The 21,888-nt window shown below is 38.6% G+C and carries 12 protein-coding genes and 1 pseudogene; 9 read left to right on the forward strand and 4 right to left on the reverse strand.

The genetic code is table 11. The features are described 5' to 3' along the window. Window positions 1-49: 49 nt before the first annotated feature. Entirely contained in the window at window positions 50-1,501 is a 1,452-nt protein-coding gene (locus OA91_RS23520; RefSeq protein ID WP_063337849.1) for a coniferyl aldehyde dehydrogenase, read from the reverse strand. Window positions 1,502-1,733: 232 nt separating this feature from the next. Here OA91_RS23520 and OA91_RS23525 point away from each other — a divergent pair, with 232 nt between their 5' ends. Next, window positions 1,734-2,381 carry a TetR/AcrR family transcriptional regulator gene (locus OA91_RS23525; RefSeq protein WP_063337848.1) on the forward strand — a complete coding sequence of 216 codons (648 nt, stop codon included), beginning with the start codon at window positions 1,734-1,736 and terminating at the stop codon, window positions 2,379-2,381. Between the two features lie 30 nt (window positions 2,382-2,411). On the opposite strand, the gene OA91_RS23530 is transcribed toward OA91_RS23525, so the two are convergent. From OA91_RS23530 to OA91_RS23540, 3 genes are all read right to left on the reverse strand, one after another. Beyond that, window positions 2,412-3,653: a sensor histidine kinase gene (locus OA91_RS23530; RefSeq protein WP_046019408.1), complete on the reverse strand. Its 1,242-nt coding sequence runs from the start codon at window positions 3,651-3,653 to the stop codon at window positions 2,412-2,414. Further along, a complete protein-coding gene (locus tag OA91_RS23535; RefSeq protein ID WP_063337847.1) occupies window positions 3,634-4,347 on the reverse strand; it encodes a response regulator transcription factor in 714 nt (237 codons plus the stop codon). The genes OA91_RS23530 and OA91_RS23535 overlap by 20 nt, the downstream gene beginning before the upstream one ends. Before the next feature lie 755 nt (window positions 4,348-5,102). After that, window positions 5,103-5,657, reverse strand: coding sequence for a methylated-DNA--[protein]-cysteine S-methyltransferase (locus tag OA91_RS23540; protein ID WP_063337846.1), 555 nt, complete (start codon window positions 5,655-5,657; stop codon window positions 5,103-5,105). Window positions 5,658-6,225: 568 nt separating this feature from the next. On the opposite strand from OA91_RS23540, the gene OA91_RS23550 reads away from it, so the two are divergent. From OA91_RS23550 to OA91_RS23585, 8 genes and pseudogenes are all read left to right on the forward strand, one after another. Further along, the gene (locus OA91_RS23550; protein ID WP_063337844.1) at window positions 6,226-7,923 is read left to right on the forward strand and encodes a class I SAM-dependent DNA methyltransferase; all 1,698 of its coding nucleotides are present in this window, start codon (window positions 6,226-6,228) and stop codon (window positions 7,921-7,923) included. Beyond that, entirely contained in the window at window positions 7,916-9,265 is a 1,350-nt protein-coding gene (locus OA91_RS23555) for a restriction endonuclease subunit S (RefSeq protein ID WP_063337843.1), read from the forward strand. Before OA91_RS23550 ends, OA91_RS23555 begins: the two co-directional genes overlap by 8 nt. A gap of 17 nt (window positions 9,266-9,282) precedes the next feature. Further along, complete coding sequence (locus tag OA91_RS23560) at window positions 9,283-10,836, forward strand: hypothetical protein (protein ID WP_063337842.1); 1,554 nt, start codon at window positions 9,283-9,285, stop codon at window positions 10,834-10,836. Next, window positions 10,833-14,114, forward strand: coding sequence for a type I restriction endonuclease subunit R (locus tag OA91_RS23565; protein ID WP_063337841.1), 3,282 nt, complete (start codon window positions 10,833-10,835; stop codon window positions 14,112-14,114). The genes OA91_RS23560 and OA91_RS23565 overlap by 4 nt, the downstream gene beginning before the upstream one ends. Window positions 14,115-14,188: 74 nt before the next feature. Next, window positions 14,189-15,616: a pentapeptide repeat-containing protein gene (locus OA91_RS23570; protein WP_157203810.1), complete on the forward strand. Its 1,428-nt coding sequence runs from the start codon at window positions 14,189-14,191 to the stop codon at window positions 15,614-15,616. Between the two features lie 229 nt (window positions 15,617-15,845). After that, window positions 15,846-16,847 (forward strand): annotated as a pseudogene (locus tag OA91_RS23575) (transposase). Between the two features lie 656 nt (window positions 16,848-17,503). Then, entirely contained in the window at window positions 17,504-20,389 is a 2,886-nt protein-coding gene (locus tag OA91_RS23580) for a UvrD-helicase domain-containing protein (protein ID WP_197477866.1), read from the forward strand. A 221-nt stretch (window positions 20,390-20,610) separates the two neighbouring features. Then, a complete protein-coding gene (locus OA91_RS23585) occupies window positions 20,611-21,162 on the forward strand; it encodes a hypothetical protein (protein ID WP_063337839.1) in 552 nt (183 codons plus the stop codon). The last annotated feature ends 726 nt before the right edge of the window (window positions 21,163-21,888 follow it).

The following is a 21,888-nucleotide window of genomic DNA, read 5'->3' on the forward strand; positions in this document are numbered from 1 at the left end:
ACAGCCAGTGCGAGCAATATGTTTGGAACTAGATTGAGATAGGGAAAAGCTAACGAATAAAAAATTTATAGATGAGCTTATGGATAGGGCTTTTATAAGGCGCGTAGGCAAACTTAGCGCTGTTGAAATGCCCTTTGGTATGTACAGCTTTCGCTTTAGAAAAGGTTAAGAAGCCTTCATAACCATGATATTGACCCATGCCAGAGTCACCTATGCCACCAAATGGCATATCTTCTTGAGCAAGGTGTACCAGAGTGTCATTCACGCACACACCGCCTGCATGGCTATGTTGCAACACATGTTCTCGTTCTTGTTTGTTGTAACCAAAATAATAAAGGGCAAGAGGGCGCGCTCTATCATTCACATAATCAAGGGCTTCATCTATGTCTTGGTAGCTAATAATCGGCATGATAGGCCCGAATATCTCATCTTGCATGAGCGTAGATTCTGCATCCGCATCTTCCACAATAACAGGTGCCATTTTTCGGCCTGAGCTTAAATCTTCGTTTTTCGGGTTAACCTCATGGAGAATCGCACCTTGCTCTTTGGCTTCATCCAACCAGTTATTGAGCCTTTGGTGTTGCGCCTCGTTAATGATGGCGCTGTAATCATCATTGTCTTTAATGCTTGGGTACATCTTGGCAAAGACTTGCTGATAGGTTTGGACAAACTCTTGTTCGCGACCTTTAGGCAATAAAATATAGTCAGGGGCTACACAGGTTTGCCCTGAGTTAAGGGACTTACCAAAGCACAAACGCTCGCAGGCCTCGACCATGGGTGCATCTTGGCTAATAATCGCAGGAGATTTACCACCTAATTCTAAAGTCACTGGCGTTAAGTTTTTCGCCGCCGCAGCCATCACATGGCGACCAACCGAGGTAGAGCCAGTAAATAAAAGGTGGTCAAAAGCTTGTTCGGTAAAGGCAATCGCAGTTGGTGCGTCGCCTTCGATAATCGCCACCTTATCTAGCTTGTAAATACTGGTTAATAATTTAATTAGCACTTTATTTAGGTTAGGCGTAAATTCCGACATCTTGATCATGGCACGGTTACCCGCGCTTAATGCGCCAACCAAAGGGCCTAGCGCCAAAAAGATAGGGTAATTCCAAGGCACGATAATCCCTACAACTCCAACAGGCTGAAAATGCACCTTATTGCTTGCTGGCATAAAGAGTAAACCCACCTTACGTTTGCTGGGTTTCATCCATTGTTTGAGATGTTTAATCGCATAGTTAATGGACTCTATCGTCGGCATAAACTCAGCCAGCAAGGTTTCATCACGAGAACGCACATTAAAGTCTTGATTAATCGCTTCAATCAGCGGCTCTTTATATTCAAGCAAGGCTTGTTTTAGCAGCTTAAGCTGGTGGATACGTTCTTGATAAGTGGGAAGCGGGTTTTTACGATAGGCCGTTTTTTGTGAAGCGAGCAAGTTACTAATATGCAAACTTGGACTAAGTTCGGTGAGTTTCGAGCATGATTCTACGATTCTAGGTTGCATGTAACGCTCCACATAAAACTGGCGATTATTATTCTTGATAATTTAAATACTGAAAGTCAGTTTAGAGTAAATACTCTAATTTGCAATACGCATGCTATGATAATGTGATATAACTTTAAATTATTATATTTCTCGATCTGTTCCGATAAAATGATGGCTATGCATTGCGAATGACAGATCAATTGAAAAAACCAGCTAAATAGAAAGCCAGCTAAAAGAGCCCAGAGATTTTATGAAAACCCGTGACCGTATTTTAAATGCCGCTTTAACCTTGTTTAACGAGCAAGGCGAGCGCAAAGTGAGCACCAATCATCTGGCTGCCCATTTAGGTATGTCCCCGGGGAATCTCTATTATCATTTCAAAAACAAACAAGACATCATCTACGACTTGTTCTTACAGCACGAAGCCCAGATAGAATCAGCCCTAAGCCTGCCTAAAGGTGCTCAAGGTATCATGACATTAGAAGACAAATTCAACGTCATGCTAGGGGTATTCGAAAGCCTTTGGCATTACCGATTCATTCATCTCAATTTAAGCCAATTACTGAGTGATAACCCAAAGCTCAAACAGCGTTATCGTGAGTTTTATCAAGCTTGTTTAGGTAAGCTAGATGCTGTTTATCAAGGCCTTAACGAAGCTGGCATTATCAGCATTAGCCAAGAGCAGAGAAAAGGCCTAGTGACCAATACTTGGATAAACGTCACAGGCTGGTTTGCCTTTTTACAATCTTGCGTATTAGAAGAAGGCCAAAACATCAGTAAAAACATGGTAGAAGGGGGCATGTACCAAGTGCTACAACTGGAAAGCCCCTATATCAACCCAGACTACTTGACTGATATAGATGCTCTCAAACAGGCTTATCAATTAGCCTTGGTTTAGCGCTTTTATTCTATAAGGGTTATTAAACGGCTACCAAGAAACCTGTACATCCATTTGTTGCTCACTCTCATGTATATCTAGCTTCCAGTTTTGCTTCTTTGTCACCTTATTAACCAGATGTAAGCCCAGGCCAAAGCCTTGATGCTGCTGTCCATGGGGCGGTATTTGTTTTTGAGTATAAATAGGGTTAGAGATAGAAATGCCATCTCTAGAGTGATGCAAAATAATTTTACCGCCAGCACTGTTCTCAAAGGCGTTACGAATCAAATTACTAATCACCACATCTACCAAGGCACGGGCTTGATCTACCTGAATATTCTCACGATTAAACACCACCTCAATCGCTTTATTTGAAATGAGATGGTCAAGCTGGTGCAGATGTAACTCAATCAATTCAGACAAATTAAACTCGCAGGTCTTAAAGCTCTTCTCTTCTTTTGAGAGCCACAACAGGGCTTGAGTGAGCTGTGTCATCTGGTGATAACAGCGCTTTATTTGCAGTAACTTATCATCAAACCCCAAACCTTTTGTTTGGCGCAGATTAATCACATGTAAAGCACTGCCTATTGTCGCAAGTGGGCTACGCAACTCATGGCTGGCGTTTTGTAGAAACTGCTTTTCTCTGTCTTGTTGTTCACGAATATTATGTAAAGAGTGGTTGAGCGCTCTGGCGACATCGCCAATTTCGTCTTCTCTTTCTGCCAAAGTACTGGGGATCTCAATCGTGCCAGTTTCATTCTTTTTAGCGAACTCAGCCAGCATATTTAAAGGCTGCATAATGTTCTTTGCCAATAAATAAGCGACTAAAAACATAAGCACCAGAGTCGCGAGGATATAAAGCAGAATCCCTGTATTTACTCCATTCATATGTTCCGGGAGGTCGTTTTTATCAAGCTCTAGTAGATAGTAAATCACCTTATTATCACTGTTTCGATAAGGCAAAATAGCCGTAAACTTGTTTACCTCAGCACTTTCTAAACTCAGCCTATTTTCACTTAGCTTAGTCACATCAAATTGAGCACGAATGCTAATAGGCGCTAAAGACCAATTGTCATAACTGGTTAAGCGGCCTAAGTAAGCCTCGCTAATAATGCCGCCAGTATCCTTGTCTCGCTTTTCAGCTAATGCCCTCAGGCTTATTTCTAAGGTATTGATAACAGAGCTTTTCTGCACCGAATCATGCACCAAGGCACCAAACACTAAAATAATAATAAAAGAAGATAAGAGATAAATGGTGCACAGAGATCGTAACTTAAACATTGGCTTCAACATGGCGTTTTCCTAATACCACTCCCCGGCCACGTACAGTGTGCAAAAGTGGTTTATCAAAAGATTTATCAATCGCCTGACGCAAGCGATAGAGGTGAACCTTGGTGACATCCGTTTCAGGGGTCGCATTATGCTTCCATAAGTGTTGTTCTATTTGCTCCTTACTCACAAGACTAGGGCTTTTACGCATTAAAAAGACCAATAACTCCCAGCAAATAGGCGATAGAAATATCGGCTTACCTGCACGGGTAACACTATAGGTCTTAAGGTCTACCTGAAGGTCTTCAACAACCAGACGAGAGGGGTTGATGCGTTTTTTTTCCGAAAGAGAGCGGATTCTGGCAATTAATTCCAGCATCTCAAAAGGCTTAACTAAATAGTCATCCGCACCCACACTAAAACCTGTGACCTTATCCTCAATATGATCAAGGGCCGTTAACAGAAGAATGGGCGTAGTGATATCTAAAGCACGTAACTTTTTGCAAATGGTAATGCCATCCATTGCCGGCATTAAGATATCAGATACGATGACATCAAAATGGTATAGCTGAGCGAGACTAAGTGCCTGAACACCGTTTTTTGCATAGTCACACTCAATATTAAACTCCTTTAAACTCTCAATAATATTGGCAGCTAAAGCAGTATTGTCTTCAACAATTAAGACGAGTAACGGCGTTTGTTTGAATTGTTCTAACATTTATCATCATATCCATATCGAGTTACCTGGAAAGGCGAAATAGTCACCACTTCTCAGTCTTATCAGTGAAAAACTCAAACAAGGCGCATTTCGACGCAATGTAGGTACCTTACGAGAAGAGGCAACACAGGTTGAGGTTCTCTCTTAAAGACCCGAAAGGCATGCTCTAAAGCGTTTTTTATCGACTGAAAATTCCCCTTAAGCACCTGTGATTAAGTTTCATTTCATATCCGATATACAAGACACTTTAGCCCCATGCTGAGGCGGGAAGACTTGTTTACGCCTTCCTTCGCACTCTATCAATATGAAAGTAAATGCTAGGTAAACGTGGGTTTGAGAAGTAGTCTAATTAATTAATCTTAAAAGACAAAAATCGTTTGTAGATCAATAAGTAACCAGCAAGTAGGTAGGAAAAGAAAAGGCTAAGTAAAAGTAAGATTAACGAGAATAATTCCTATTAATATCTTAGTGAAAACGCACTTAAAGAAGGGAAACTTACCATATAACTTAATGCATTAAGATAAACAAAAGTTAGCTAAAACAACAAAATACGAGCTAAAAACACTAAAAATGAAGCATAATTCACTTATTAAGATGAATCACACTTAAGGAAACAGAAAGTTAAAAACTTTGTGGAAATTTGAGAAAAAATGAATATTTTTTATTACAAATAATTACAATAATGAGCTTATTTATTGACTCAAAACATGACGAAAGTGAGCCTGCATACAAAAAACGGCAATAAAAAATTAATTTTAAAATAAAGTTTCTTGAACGAACTTGGCGTTTTCTAAATCAAGCAAACGCTTCTTTAAAGGTAAACCGCCAGCATAACCCGTTAATTCACCGTTCGAACCGATAATACGATGGCAAGGTACAATGATAGAAATCGCATTCGCACCATTGGCACTGGCGACCGCACGAATGGCTTTCTCATTATTTAACCGTTTGGATAAATCCAAGTAACTCGCCGTCTCCCCGTAGGCTACTTCTAACAAAGCACGCCATACACCTTGCTGGAATTCACTGCCAACCAAAAGCAGAGGGATATCAAACTCAGAACGCTCGCCTAAAAAATACTCATTCAGCTGAGCCTTGGTTTGCTCAAAAACCGGCACCTCAGCCGAGCTTTCCTCAACCTCAAGATAGTCCGCCTTTAACAAACGCTGCAATCTCGCATCCACCGCATCGCGAGATTTACGATAGCGATAGTCCAACATACACAACTCTCCCTCATAAGCCCCTAAGATAAACTCAGCATATTTGGTTTTGTAATATTGGATGAGAATAGGGGAGTTGGATTGAGACATTGAACGTCCTTTGGTTGGCGTTATCTAAAAATTAGAAATTGAGGTGTTGGTAAAGTAACAAATAAAAGACTGTTTGAACATACAGTGGTTTGTTAAGAAAGCACCAATGAAACTCAACAAAGGCAAAAATCATAGGTATAACAGCCTCTGTCAATTAACCAAAAAAGGAAGGATTAAGGCTTATTGTGAGTTTATCTGTCTCTTTTTTTACAATGCACTCAGCAAACAAAAGCCACAAATGAAGCCGCTTATTATTTCGTTAAATAAATCTTTTAAGACAGCAACTTAGTGTAATTGAAATGTGGAGAAGAGGGGCGTATAAAGAGAGGTTCACTTTAAAGGTACGAAAAACTGAAGCGGGTTTGGTTTATAACCATAATTTTATTCATTGATTAGTGAAATTAGCTTCAGAAGTACTGGGCTTTTTTTAGAACGAAATGCAAGGAGGCGCGTATGGTAATGTGTATTCATCTTATTTCATTTTTACAATATTTAAACGCCGCGTTTTACCGCCTTCGCTTAGCCCAAAAACTCACTTATTTAACACATACTCCTACTTAGGTTACCCATGACAAGTTCTGCAGAACAAACATTTTTAAATGACTTAGAAAAAAAGCTGTGGACAGCCGCAGATAAATTGCGCTCCACCTTAGATGCTGCCCAGTATAAACACACTGTTTTGGGTTTAGTGTTTATCAAATATGTCTCCGATGCCTTTGATATTAGGCACGCTGATTTGAAAAAGCAGCTACAAAACCCCGAGCATGACTACTTTTTAGACCCAGAAGACTTTGGCGGTGTAGAAAGCGAAGCGTACCAAGAAGAACTCGCAGCAGAACTCGAAGTCCGTGATTATTATGCCGAAACCAATACCTTCTGGGTGCCAGCTGGGGCTCGTTGGCAGTTTTTGCAAGACAATAACAAAACCGTGATCGGCGGTGCTGAACTTACTATTCAAAACGGTGCGAACAGTCAAGTTAAAAAGAAATTCAGCTCAGTCGGTCATCTTATTGATAACGCGCTAGAACTGATCGAAGCCGACAATGCCAAACTAAAAGGCGTATTGAACAAGCAATATACCAGATTGCAAATTGACCAAGCCAAGCTGGCTGAGTTAATCGATCTGATTGCGACGGTACCTTTTGAGAAAGAAGGTTTAGAGCTTAACTCCAAAGACATTTTAGGCCATGTGTACGAATACATGCTGGGCCAATTTGCTTTGGCAGAAGGTAAAAAGGGGGGGCAGTTCTATACTCCTAAATCCATCGTTAGCCTGATCGTACAAATGCTCGAACCCTTTAAAGGGCGAGTGTATGACCCTGCCATGGGCTCAGGTGGTTTCTTTGTGCAATCCGAGCATTTTATTAATGCCCATAAAGGTCGTATTGATGATGTGTCTATCTACGGCCAAGAGTATAACCATACCACTTGGCAGCTAGCGGCCATGAACATGGCCATTCGTGGCATCGACTTTAATTTTGGTAAAGAGCCAGCCAGTACCTACACCCATAATCAGCACCCGGATTTAAGGGCCGACTTTGTCATGGCCAACCCGCCTTTTAACATGAAGGAATGGGATTTAGGCGTGGCAGAGGATGACCCGCGCTGGGTCTATGGCACACCGCCTTCTGGCAATGCCAACTTTGCTTGGTTGCAACACATGCTGTATCACACGGCACCCAACGGCAGCTTAGGGCTTTTATTAGCTAACGGCTCCATGAGCTCGAATACCGGTGGTGAAGGCGATATTCGTAAAGCCCTGATTGAAAACGACTTGGTGGAATGTATGGTGGCCTTGCCCGGTCAGCTCTTCACCAATACGCAAATCCCCGCCTGTATTTGGTTTTTGACCAAGAATAAAAAAGCGCGCACCTCGGCCAGCGGCAAAAAACTAAGAGATCGCACTGGCGAAGTGCTCTTTATCGATGCGCGCAATCTAGGTTTCATGAAAGACCGCGTACTGCGTGACTTCACCCAAGAGGATCTTAATACCGTTAGTGAGACGTTTCATGCATGGGAAACCGGACAAAATTATGATGACGAGGCTGGATTCTGTAAATCAGTCAAACTTGCTGAATTAGAAAAACACGACTTTGTCCTCACACCGGGCCGTTATGTGGGCGCTGCTGCCGAAGGGGAAGACAGCGAGCCCTTTGCCGAAAAAATGGCACGCTTAACTAGCCAGCTAAAAAGCCAATTTGAAGAATCGGATCGATTAGAAGCTGAGATTAAAAAGAACTTAGCGGGGTTGGGCTTTGATGTCTGATTGGAAAATTGTAAAGCTAACGGACATAACATCTAAGATCACGAAGGGCACAACGCCGTCAAAAAAAGATGGTGGGTTTTCAGAATCAGGCATTAATTATATCAAGGCAGAGTCTGTTGGTTACGATGGTCGAATTGATAGTAGTAAGTTTTCATACGTTACCGAAGCCATCCACAACAAGCTAAAACGATCACAGTTAGATGTTGATGATATTTTATTTTCTATGGCTGGTGCTCATCTTGGTAAGTCTGGGATAGTAGAAGAAAAACATGTGCCTGCGAACACTAATCAGGCTTTGGCATTGATCCGACCGAAGCAAGATATAGTTGAACCGTTATATCTACTCTACTTTTTACAGCAAAAAGAAGTTGTATATTTTGTTAATAATGCAACATCTCAATCGGCTCAGCCAAATATTAATCTTCAACAGATAGGTAACCTTGAGATTAGATTACCTGAAATAGAAGTTCAGAAAAGCATAGTGAAGATGCTTTCTTCTTTGGATAGAAAAATCGAACTCAACCGCCAAACCAACCAAACCCTAGAAGAAATGACGCAAGCCATATTTAAAAGTTGGTTTGTGGACTTCGAACCGACCCGCGCCAAGATGACTGCAAAAGAAACAGGTCAAGACCCAGAACTCGCGGCCATGGCGACTATTAGCGGTAAGCCACTCACTGAACTCGACCAACTCCCTCCAGAAAAATATCAAGAACTCAAAACCACCGCTGCTTTATTTCCAGACTCACTGGTGGATTCGGAGTTGGGTGAAATACCGGAAGGGTGGGAAGTTAAAGCACTTGATAAAATTGCACATTATCAAAATGGTCTAGCTCTTCAGAAATTTAGGCCAGAAGATGAAAATGATTTTTTGCCAGTTCTAAAAATAGCGCAACTCAAGAAAGGTTTTGCCGATGGCGAAGAGAAGGCATCCCCAAATATTAAGCCTGAGTGCATAGTGGATAACGGTGATGTAGTTTTTTCATGGTCAGGATCTTTAGTTGTTGATGTTTGGTGTGGTGGAAAGGTGGCGTTGAATCAGCATCTCTTTAAGGTTACTTCGTCTGATTACCCTAAATGGTTTTATTGCTATTGGACAAAGCGACACCTTGGCGTGTTTCAACAAGTCGCTGCAGATAAAGCTGTGACCATGGGACATATCAAGAGGAGTCATTTATCTGAGGCTGAGTGCGTAGTGCCGAATATTGAGTTGTCGAATTTTAGAATGATTGGTGATTTTATCGAAAAACAAATAGAGCAGAGATTAGAAAACACAAGTTTGGAAAATATTAGAAATTCGCTATTGCCAAAGCTTCTTTCTGGTGAAGTAAGCATTAGCTGATTAGAAAAGGATTGATTATGAAAATAGGATTGTTTTTTGGAGCGGGTGCTGAAATCGGATATGGCCTTCCTTCAGGCGGTAAGTTTGCAATTGATTTGTTTAGACAGGACGTTAGTCAACATAAAACTGCGCTGAGAGAGCAACTTAGAAATATCAATCACCTTAGCCCTTATGCAGTTGATTGGTTGCCTCAGAGGTATCAGACAAGCCGAATTCATGCATTTGGTAAAAACGAATTTACCAGTTTAATTGAGTCATCCATCGAATACCGCAAGAATGAGATCATTCGTCGATTAAATGACTTTGATACTGAAGCAGATTGGGCAATGCAGCAGCTAGGTATTGAAAAGCAGGCTCTCATCGTCCAGTTTAATAATGAGATGGAAACCGCTTTTGGAGAAGAGCTTTATGCTCATGCTGTTAGGATGAATCAAATATTAGCTAATGAGGTACAGCTATTTGGTTCTGAATTTTATTCGGCGATTCTTGATGTCATTAAACGTGGTGGTGATACAGCAAATATTCAAAGATATGCAGCAGCATTCCTTCAGTTATTGGTTGGTGCTCACGGTCAAGACTTAGTGCAGCGTTTGAATCAAGAGCTATTCGAAGCAGCACCGGATGATATCCCTATTTTTGATGACGTGACCGGGATGTTTAAGATTGAATTTAGCCGTGCCGGTATGACGGCATTGGAATTGCTTCTAGAAGAGCGCCATGAGTTTGATACAGAAAATGGTGATGTGGCTGAACTTATATGTGCTGTTGCTCAACAAATGTTAGAAAATATCTTCACAACTGTCTTGGATTATCAATCGTTAATCGACAACCATTTTCGTTATATCTACTCACCAAAAACTGAGTGGGCTAAGTTTACCAAGATGGTAGTGTTTTTAAGGGCAACAAGAGAATATATAGTTCAACAACTTGAAGGTGCGGGAGAGCTACCGGAGCAGGGGTATTACCATGACTTGCAGCAATGCGAAGAATTAGGTGTAGAAATCGAGGCTGTTGGTACAGCTAATTATAACAATTTAGTTGAATCGATATCCGAGCAGATAGGATACGATCTGCCTGATGTTAAGCACTTAAACGGTGGAGTGAAGGACTATTATAATCCTTATAAAAATTCAGTGGTGACCATTGATAATGCCGATGACGTGCCTAAAGATCAAATACATGTTCCGTTTATATTGACACAAAGTGGTTTGAAGCCTTTAACCTCCGTTGATATGTCGAGGCGTTATGTGGGCCTATATGATCAGTATCAAGGTGCAGATGCAATCATTGTTATTGGATACGGTTTTAATATTGACGATAGCCATATTAATGGACTGTTTCGGCAATTAATTGAAGAAGCGGGTAAGCATTTATATTGGATCAGCTTGGCTACTGAGGGGGCTGCAGAACACCAAAAAAGAAACTTGGTGAAGCGACTGCGTATAAGTTCAGAGAACAGAGCAAAAGTCACTGTTATTCCTGTTGGTGCAGAATCTCGTTGTATTCAAGACCAAAATTGGTTAGAGCATATTGTACAAAATCATCAAGAAAATGGTGGTGCGGTTGCATGATCACGGAAGACCAGCTAGAACAACTCTGCCTTAAATGGTTTCAAGATATCGGTTATTACACAGTTTGCGGTTATGACATCGCCCCAGGAGAAGCCGCTGCCGAGCGGGATAACTATCGCCAAGTCTTGTTGCATGCTCGTTTACTAGCTCAACTTGAAGTCATTAACCCTCAAGTGCCTCTCGCCACCTTAGAGCAAGTTGCTCAGCAAATCGCAAAAGCAGATACGCCCATTTTAACTAAGAACAACCGTGCTTTTTATAAGTGGCTGTTAGAAGGAGTGAAGGTTGAGTACAAGGACGCAAAAGGGGTTGAGAAAATCGATTATGTGAGATTAATCGATTTTAAGCAGCTAGCTAACAATCAGTTTTTAGTGGTCAATCAGTTCACTATTACAGGGTCTAAGGGGAATCGACGCCCTGACTTGTTGGTTTTTATTAATGGTCTGCCGCTGGCCGTTATTGAGCTGAAAAATCCAAAAGACGAGCAGGCGGATATCTGGTCGGCTTATCAGCAGTTACAAACCTATAAAGAGGAATTGTCTGATTTATTCATCTTCAACCAAGCCTTAATTATTAGTGATGGCATTAAAGCAAGGCTCGGTTCTTTAACGGCAAATAAAGAGCGCTTTCAACCTTGGCGTGTGATCAAGAATGAAAAAGACAGACCCAATGATAAGCTTGAATTAGAAACCTTGGTTCGGGGCTTTTTTGAGCCTGAGTATCTTTTGGATTTTGTGCAAAACTTCATCCTCTTTGAAGAAAATGAATCCGGTGACTTGATTAAAAAAGTAGCCGGTTACCATCAGTTCCATGCGGTGAGAGCGGCGGTGCAAAGCACCATACTCGCAAGTAGAACTGCAACCCCCATTGAAAGTACGCTTGATGAAGTGGCTGAGCAGTCTGTTCTTTATGCGCTCTCTAATCAGCCTAAGACGGCTAGCATATACCAAGGGGAGTTAGCGCAAATTGAACTCGCCTCGGGTAAGGCGGGGGTGGTTTGGCATACTCAAGGCAGTGGTAAGTCTATCTCCATGTTGTGTTATGCGGCTAAGTTGTTGGCACAACCTGAAATGAATAACCCCACCATAGTGGTGGTAACAGACCGAAATGATTTAGATGGCCAGCTGTTTAATACCTTTGTGACCGCCGCAGACACCTTAAAACAAACACCGATACAGGTGGATGATAGGGAAGCACTAAGAGAAGTATTAGGTTCTCGCCAAGCGGGTGGCATCTTCTTCACCACGATTCAAAAATTCGGCTTGATGACAATTGACGGCGTAGAAGAGAGCCGGTTTCCGACCTTGAGTGAACGGGGCAATATTGTGGTGATCAGTGACGAAGCCCACCGTAGCCATTACGGGGAAAAGGCCAAGCTGAAAACCAAAAAAGATAATGACGGCAAGGTGATTAGCGCCAAGTATACCCATGGTTATTCTAAGTATTTACGTGACGCCTTACCCAATGCGGCTTTTATTGGCTTTACGGGCACCCCGATTGAACAGGGTGACAAGATAACAACCAGTGTCTTTGGTCCGAAGATTTCCACTTATGATATTCAAGATGCAGTAGATGATGGTTCTACCGTGCCTATTTATTATGAATCTCGTTTGGCTCGCCTCAATATAAAAACCGAGAAGCTTTATACCTTGGATGATGAAGTGGATGAGGTGATTGAGGACGAAGAAGACAGCGGTAAACGCGAGCAAACTAAATCCAAATGGGCAGCTCTTGAAAAGCTAGTGGGGGCGGAAAACCGCATCAAACTGGTGAGTCAAGATTTGGTGCATCATTTTGAATTGCGTAATAGCACCTTAGACGGCAAAGCCATGATAGTGTCCATGAGCCGTGACATATGTGTGGCCATGTACGACGCTATAGTTGCCCTAAGGCCCGATTGGCATCATGCCGACCCTGAGAAGGGCGCCATTAAAATTGTCATGACAGGTTCAGCCTCAGATAAAAAAATACTGCAGCCTCATATTCATGATAAGAAAACCAAAAAGCTGTTTGAAAGGCGCTTCAAAGATGTGAATGACCCGCTAAAAATAGTCATTGTACGAGACATGTGGCTCACAGGTTTTGATGCACCAAATTGCCATACTATGTATTTAGACAAACCCATGAAGGGCCATAACCTGATGCAGGCGATTGCGAGGGTTAACCGAGTATTTAAAGATAAACCCAGTGGTTTGGTGGTGGACTATATCGGCATAGGTAATGAGCTAAAAGAAGCGCTTAAGGTATATACCAATGCGGACGGTAAAGGCAAAACCACCTTGAACACTGAAGAAGCTTTGGCGGTGTTTATGGAGAACATGGATAAGTTACATGGCCTGATGCACGGTTGTGATTATGCTGGGTTTGAGCAAGAGCCCTTGTTACTTTTCCCAAAAGTGATGAACCATATCGCCTCAATTGAAAGCCCAGTTAAAAATGATAAAGGTAAGGGCAAGCTCGATGGTAAAAGCCGTTTCTTAGATATCATGGCAAACATTCGAGCGGCTTATACGCTTTGCGCTACGTTAGATGAAGCTAAGCCCTATTCCAAAGAAATTGCCTTTTTCGATGCAATAAAAGCGGCCATTTGCAAAAGCACCAATGTAGACAAAAAACGCAATGATGAGGCGAAGCATTCGGCCCTTAAACAGATTCTCGATAACGCCATCGAAACAGAAAGTGTTGATAATATTTTTGAGCTGGTGGGCTTAGAGAAACCTAATATCGGTTTGTTATCGGAAGGCTTTCTTGAAGACCTTGCCAATATTGAGCATAAAAACCTTGCGGTAGACCTGCTTGAAAAACTGCTTAAAGATGAAGTGAAAGCGCGCATGAGCACAGATGTGGTCTCTGAGAAAAGCTACACAGACAGAATCACCGAGACAATGCGCAAATATCATAACCGCGGTATTGAATCTGCCCATGTGATTGAAGAGATGATTCAGATGGCCAAAGACATGGCCAATGATGCTGAACTTGCCAAAAAAATGAACCTCAACTCTGATGAAGTTGCCTTCTATCGTGCGCTGATTCAAAACGAATCGGCAGTGAAAGAGTTAGGTAATAACAACTTAAGAGAACTGGCTAAATACGTTACTGGCCAACTTAGAAAATCCACCACTGTCGATTGGCAAGTACGAGACAGTGTACGGGCCAAACTACGTAACCTAGTACGTCGAGCATTGCGAAAATGGAAATACCCACCGGATAAAGCCGACGAAGCCATAGAGCTTTGCCTAAAACAGGCCGAAGCCCTGAGTAACAGCTGGAGTGTGTAATTAAGATTGACAGATTATTTAATGGTTATTTTTAGATAACCATTAAATAATACAAAGATGGGTAGTTGCTTGATATGTTGGATGTAGTAAGTGAATTCGTAATTGTTTTTTCTAAAAAATTTTATTTGAATGCGATAACGTTAGGAAAATCAATAAAAATAATTTTAACAACTCCATATGTTTTTATGATAACTAGGGAAAACTATAAGTCTATTGTTTTAGTTGGAACATTTATATTATTAGTAGTGACTTCAATTTCTGACTATCAATTTAGACGTGAAGCAAATAAGTTAACTTTATTGAATGAGATTAATAAAAGTTGGAGTGTAGTTCAAGACAAAACCTCATCGGTTAGATCTCGACATTTAAATAACCTAAATGAAAACGATCCCGATATGAAGGATTTAATTCTAAAAGGGGATAGGGAGAATAGTCATGCTCTAATTGATATAAAACTATCAAATAAGGACATGAAAATAAATTTCACCGACATTGGATTCTATCAAATAAAACTTATTGAAAGTTATATTTTTGCATCAAAAATACAAAACTCTTTTTTATTAAACTATAATATTAAAGACTTAGTGGTAGAGCGCTTGAGTATTGTTGATTCCTATTTAGTTGGTGAGTCTAGAGAAAGTGAATTTCATAATTTAACTGCTGAAAATTCATTTTTAGTATTTACATTAAATAAATACTTAAATAAAAGGTCTAATATTATTGATGATATTCTAGTTAAAGATTCAGTTTTTATAGTGTCAGATAAATTTGATTTAATTGAGGCTAATGTATTAAATAGTTGTTTTTACATTAATATGAATAATGGTGCTTTTAGAAGTGTTAGCTTTGAAAATGACTATGGCACTGATAAATGTAATAGTGTATTAGGAATTAATGATGCTGATTTAAAAGATACTATGTTTAAAGGAATAGACTTTATTGGACTTGAATTTTATGAAGTTAATATGGAAAATGTAGAGTTTAATTCTGTCAATACAAGTTTTGTTAATAATGTAGAAAAATTTAATGCTTATGATAAAATCAATTTGATGGGTGATAAGATTTTTGGGCGTTCATTGTTTGAAGATTTTTTTAATGAAAAGGTAAAGCGAAACTATAAAACTGTATTTATGAATATCGCTTCTAAAAATAAAAGGACTGAAAATGTAAGTAGGGCTTATTTTACTAGATCTAAACTAGTAGATGTTGATTTTAAAAGGAGTAGGATGGAGAGATCTTTTTTTACTAATTCAATTCTCAATAATGTTAGCTTTATTGAAACCGACTTAATGAACTCTAAATTTATCGAAAATGAAATGCTGAATATAAACCTTACTGGTAGTGATATCTCTGGTGTAGATTTTTCAACATCGACACTAACTTGGTTCGATGAAAAAACTAAAAAACCGCTTGATGCGTGTACAGAGTTTAAGAAAGCAAAAAATTGGCATTTATCAATACGGCCAAAAAGTTTAGCGTGTGGTGAAAAAATACCAAATTGAATAATTGTAATTATCAAGTATATAAAAAAAATTGGAGATTCTTCGTGTTGTTATCTAGTTTGCTAAAAAAGTTTAAGAAAGTACCAACACCTAATGAACTGATACTTGATGAAAAGTGCGACAGAATATTCATTGATTTATCAATTTACCATGGACACCCTTCGTAATTTGACCTGCATCTAGTCTCAGACTAGTTTTATTGGATTCACTCAAGGATGAGGAATCTAATATGCCTAAACCAAGAAAATCTTTAATAAGCCTTCAAGATACACCTTACTATCACTGTGTTTCACGTTGTGTGAGGCGCGCTTTTCTCTGTGGCCAAGATGAACAGACAGGCCAAAGTTACGAACATAGACGTGGTTGGATAGAGGATAAGATATTCTCTCTTGAAGCTATCTTTGCAATAGATGTATGTGCTTATTCGGTCATGCCCTTTTTTAGGGAAGCATACCCATTTAGTGCTTCATGTGAATGAAGATGAAGCGAATAATTGGTCTATTAAACAGGTACTTGAGCGCTGGCATTCTCTTTAACTTCAGATAAGCATAAATGCACCCAGTTCACGCAAAAGTATCTAGAGAACAAAGTCTTAGAAGAGTTTGAGCTAGCCTCTGTTTATGATAGCTGTGAGAAGTACCGTAAACGTTTAATGGACATAAGTTGGTTTATGCGAGAGCTCAATGAATCTGTAGCGCGTATGGCTAACAAAGAAGATAAATGTACAGGACGATTTTGGGAAGGTCGCTTTAAATCTCAAGCCTTGTTGAATGAAGCCGCGCTAGTATCATGTATGGCTTATGTTGACTTAAATCCTGTACGCGCAAAGATGGACAAGACACCTGAAACTTCAAAACATACAAGTATCAAGACTCGTATTGAAGTCGCCAAAGCGAATCAGACGCAACCCAAAAACTTATTTCCTTTTATTGGTTATGAAAGAGAAGATCAGCCCCAAGGCTTGCCTTTTAAACTTACTGATTACCTTGAATTAATTGATTTAACGGGGAGGTTGGTGAGAGAAGATAAAAGAGGATCGTTGGATATCTCCTTGGCTCCAATTCTTCAGCGAATCAATCTTACATCAGAGCAATGGTTAGAGGTTTCAACAGGGTTTGAAAAGCATTTCACCACAGCTGTTGGGTCTGACAGGCAATTGGCTAAGTACTGCCAACATACTCATATTAAAAGGCGGCCCAATTTAACTACATGTAGAAGACTTTTGTCTTAACTCGACAAGCTTAACACATCTAATTCTTCCTAATCGTTAATGCGAGATACCTGCTCGACCAAAATACGAAAAGCTTCAATGAATACTTTATAGTTAGCCTCCAACTTAAGAATTTCTTATTATTTTCAACCTTAAATTGATGAACATGAGCCAAGTGAGTGATGTTCAGGTGTAGTCGTGTTTGATCTCTTTTAGAATGGCTGTTTTTGAAGTTTTTGAATGTGTTCTGAAAAATGCCTTTTCTGAGCTATTTGTTATGAATAAGAACTTAGCTTATAAATTACGTAACCAAATTAATTAGTACGGTACTCAAATTAATTAGTACGGTACTCAAATTAATTAGTACGGTACCAAATTAATTAGTACGGTACCAAATTAATTAGTACGGTACCAAATTAATTAGTACGGTACTCAAATTAATTAGTACGGTACCAAATTAATTAGTACGGTACTCAAATTAATTAGTACGGTACCAAATTAATTAGTACGGTACTAAATGAATTAGTTTTTAGTTTCAGTGTTAAAATGATGGTTTTTTATTTAAATTTTTGATATTGTTTTTTTAATTGAAATGTCTTGATTTTATTTTTTAAATGATTAAGTCTTGTTATTTTTAATAGTTTTCCAATTCTTAAATGAGTTTTAAAATATACAATATGATTAAAATAAAAAAATGGCAGATATTATTAGGTAAGATAAGTATAAAGTCATATCAAGAAGGTTTGAAAATTAATAAATATAAATACCCGTACCCTTCAATAAGTATCAATGTTTCTCTGAAGCTAAGTGGCCCTTTCATGATTTTATGTTGGGCTGAAAATCATTTTTTATTTTTTAGAAATAAAAAATTAATAAGTGCTATTTATAAAGTTATTGAGTGTCGTAATGAGTATTGGATAAGCCAATCTCGTTCAGAACTCGAAGCCTTTATAGTGCGAGGTAATGAATTTGATGACCTACTGAAAAGTAAAAATAGATATATTAAAACCAGCTACTTATATGAATTGATGGATGTTTTCTCAAAAGATAAATCAGTCCTTGCTGAAGAATCCAAGTGGTTAGTATTAGGTTTGAATACTCAACCTATATCAGAATCCTTTAGGTTATTTTTGAATGAGCCAGTTGTATTTCAGAGATTATATAATGAGCAGTGGATTACATCTCAAGTTAAAAAAAATAAAAGTTTATTTGATCAACTTGAAGAACACCCCTTAACAGACATGCAGCGTTTAGCATGTGTGACAGATGAAGATAATATTCTTGTATTAGCTGGTGCAGGAACAGGAAAAACAAGCACGATGGTGGCTAAAGCTAAATACCTAGTTGTTAATGGTTACGCAGAAGCTTCTGAAATTATGATGTTAGCCTATGGGGCTGAAGCTAAAGATGAGTTAGAAGAGAGGGTAAAAGAGCACAAAAAACTTGAGGGTGTTCAAGTTAGAACTTTTCATTCCCTTGGCAAAGGAATAGTTAATTTTCATGAAAAAAATTCAGTAAGTAAGTTTGCTATAGATGAAAAAATCTATACAAAATTTATTGAAAATAAAATTCAAGAGTTACTAAGAAATGAAAAATTAGGTGAAGTTTTTAAACAGTTTACGACTAAATATCTCTATCCAAAACCTAGTGATTTGGATTTTAAGTCTCATGGCGAATATTTACGTTATGTAAAGGATAACGGTTTACGAGCCCTTTCTGGTGACTTAGTAAAGAGTTTTGAAGAATTATCTATTGCAAACTTTCTATACTCTAATAATATTAAGTTCGAGTATGAAAAAGTATATCCATTCTCGTCAAAAGATCCAGGGCGTGGATCTTACCAACCTGATTTTTATCTTTCAGATTTTGATATTTATCTAGAGCACTTTGGCATTGATGAAAATGGTCATACAAAAAAAGGTATCGATTCCAAAAAATACAAAGAAGAAATGGAGTGGAAACGTAATTTTCATAAAGAAAATAGAACAGTGCTTTGGGAAACATTTAGTCATCAAGCAAAAACACCTGATAGTTTAACAAAGTTTTTAGATAAGAAGATTAACGACTATTGTGATCTTAATAATATTAATTCCGAAGATATCTACTACCCACTGAGCCCGAGTAATATCTATTTACGATTGAAAGATTTAGGTATGGTTTCGGCATTCTCCAAATTATTAGCAAGTTTTCTCTCTTTATTCAAAGCTTCACCATATGGCTTAGAGGCAATTAAAACTGGTCATCTAGATGATTATAATCATAATAGATGGCAGATATTTGAACGCTTATTTCATTTCATTTATAGACAGTATCAGAGTGAATTAGAGATAAAAAACACTCTTGATTTTTCAGATATGATTAATAAAGCAACAGTCTATGCTGGGAAAAACGATTTCCATAAAATAACGAGAAACTCTTTTAAACTAAAGTATCTTTTAGTTGATGAATTTCAAGATATATCTCCTATAAGAGCGTCACTTATTAAAGCGCTAAAGTCTGCAAGTCCAGCGTCTTCGTTGATGGGAGTAGGAGACGACTGGCAGGCAATTTACAGATTTACGGGCAGTGATGTTAGCTTAACCACTGAATTTTCGAAGAACTTCGGTACAAGTGAAGTATTACAATTAGATCGTACCTTCCGCTTTAATGATCGCATTGAGAAAGTTGCTTCTGGGTTTGTTCAAAAGAACCCAGCACAGATTCCTAAAAAATTACTTACGCACTCCCATAGCAATCACCCAGAAGTATCAATTATCAAGGATACTAAAGAGGAAGCGATAGCTCGGATAATGAATGCTTTAGGTGAACCTGAAACGGGCACCAGACCAACCCTTATGTTTTTAAGTCGTTTTAAAAAGGCCCTAAAAGTTATTGAAGGGTTGCAATCGAAATTTCCAAACTATGAGGTTAAAGCTATGTCTGTTCATGGCTCTAAAGGAAAACAAGCAGACTATGTGGTTATTTTAGATGTTATTGATGCTAAATGGGGTTTTCCATCAAAGATTGAAACAGATCCTATTCTCCTTTCCTTATTGCCCTCTGTAGATGATTTTAAATATTCAGAAGAGCGACGACTTTTTTATGTTGCATTAAGTCGAGCCAAGCAATCTGTATTTATTCAAACCGAGCTTGGACGTGAATCTGTCTTCATAAAAGAGCTTGAGGAAAATAAACAGGATGTACGTGTGTTTTCAAATAATCTAAGTTCATTATTTAAAAAAAACGTGAGTTGTCCTGAATGTTTAGAGGGAAACCTTGTTCCTTTGGAAGGCCGTTACGGGCCTTATTATGCGTGTTCATTAGGAAAGTATTACTGTAAAACTAAAGTTAAGGTTTGTGCCAATTGTAAAGAGGCACCAATATTACCAAATGAACATCATTATGAATGTTCTTCTGAAGACTGTGACTTCAGGTTAAAACGTTGCCCTGCTTGTCATAATGGGGTGCTAGAAGAACGTAAAAACTCGATAGATGGCAGTGTTTTTTTAGGATGTAGTAATTATCGTGGAAAAAAAGATAATTCTTGTACCTATTCTGAGAGTATCTACCAAGAGGTAATTTAACAGGACAAGCATGTCAATTTGAATACGAAAAACTTCAATGAATATTTTAAATTTAGCCTAAAATTTAAGATTTTCTTATTATTTTCAACCATAAAATGATGAACTTGATCGAAGTGAGTGTTGTTCAGGTGTTGTTTCCTTTTATTTCTTTTAAAATGGATGTCTTTAGTAATTAAGCTGTTAGTTTACTAAATTATCAAGTGGAGTTAGAAGGTAACAATATGTTTAGCGAAATTAAAATAAACCATCAAGAACACGTATTAAATATTGAAGAAGCTTATTCTAAGTCTAAAAAACTAGGATTAAGCCCCGATTTTTTGAGTTACAGAAAACTAGACAAGAATGACTTTAATAATCTTTTTTCTATTATTGACAGGCTTCAACCTGTAATGAATTATGACCACTTATCAGGTGCATGTTTACTCGTCCATTCTAATTTGAAAGAGGCATTTGCAGCACACGGTTATTCTTCAGAATTAGTTTTTGGAGATATATATATAAATGGCGAGCCTCATATGGGTTGCAGCATAAATACATTAATGGAGCAGTTAAATGAAGGGGTTTCAAATAAAACTCAAAAAGTTCATTGTTGGTTATTGTTAGAGAGTGGGCAATTCTTTGATGCAACTATATTTCGTGACTTTACGGGGGGAGTTTATGCCGCAGAACTGTATGGTTATAATAAATCAGAATTAGATGGATATACTTTCGAATTTAAACCAATGCTAGTAGGCAATGGTTTTCTTGAAAAAACAAACCCAATTATTAAATGAAAGATGTAGTCGGTTGTTCAAGTAAACTAATAATATAAATTACCATAGACATATATGGACGCTCCCGTGCCGTCAAGGCAATAGTTACCCAAACCACTTTTTAATTCTGAATATTAAGTGGTTTTGTCTTTTTCTTATTAACCGCTTTTGATCTTTACCAATTCCAAAAACTCGATGAAGGGTCGTACTAGACATATATCCGGCCTGTTATGAAAACGCTTTTTGTTGGTTTTCTGGCCTTGATGAGATCCGTACTTAACTGTCTTTATCACCCAATCGGTTTCAAGAACCTTGTCCATGCCAGACTGTCGTTAAGTGCGGAAAACCCGCTTTCACATCATTTGTTCGTCGACTTTGGTTAGATCTTTTTCGGCTGTTTAACTCTTTAGTTGTTTTCAATTACCATGGACATATATGGACGCTCCTGTGCCGTCAAGGCATTAGTTATCCAAACCACTTTTTAATTCTGAATATTAAGTGGTTTTGTCTTTTTCTTATTAACCGCTTTTGACCTTTACCAATTCCAAAAACTCGATGAAGGGTCGTACTAGACATATATCCGGCCTGTTATGAAAACGCTTTTTGTTGGTTTTCTGGCCTTGATGAGATCCGTACTTAACTGTCTTTATCACCCAATCGGTTTCAAGAACCTTGTCCATGCCAGACTGTCGTTAAGTGCGGAAAACCCGCTTTCACATCATTTGTTCGTCGACTTTGGTTAGATCT

The organism is Marinomonas sp. SBI8L (genome assembly GCF_001624705.1).
GTDB lineage: Bacteria > Pseudomonadota > Gammaproteobacteria > Pseudomonadales > Marinomonadaceae > Marinomonas.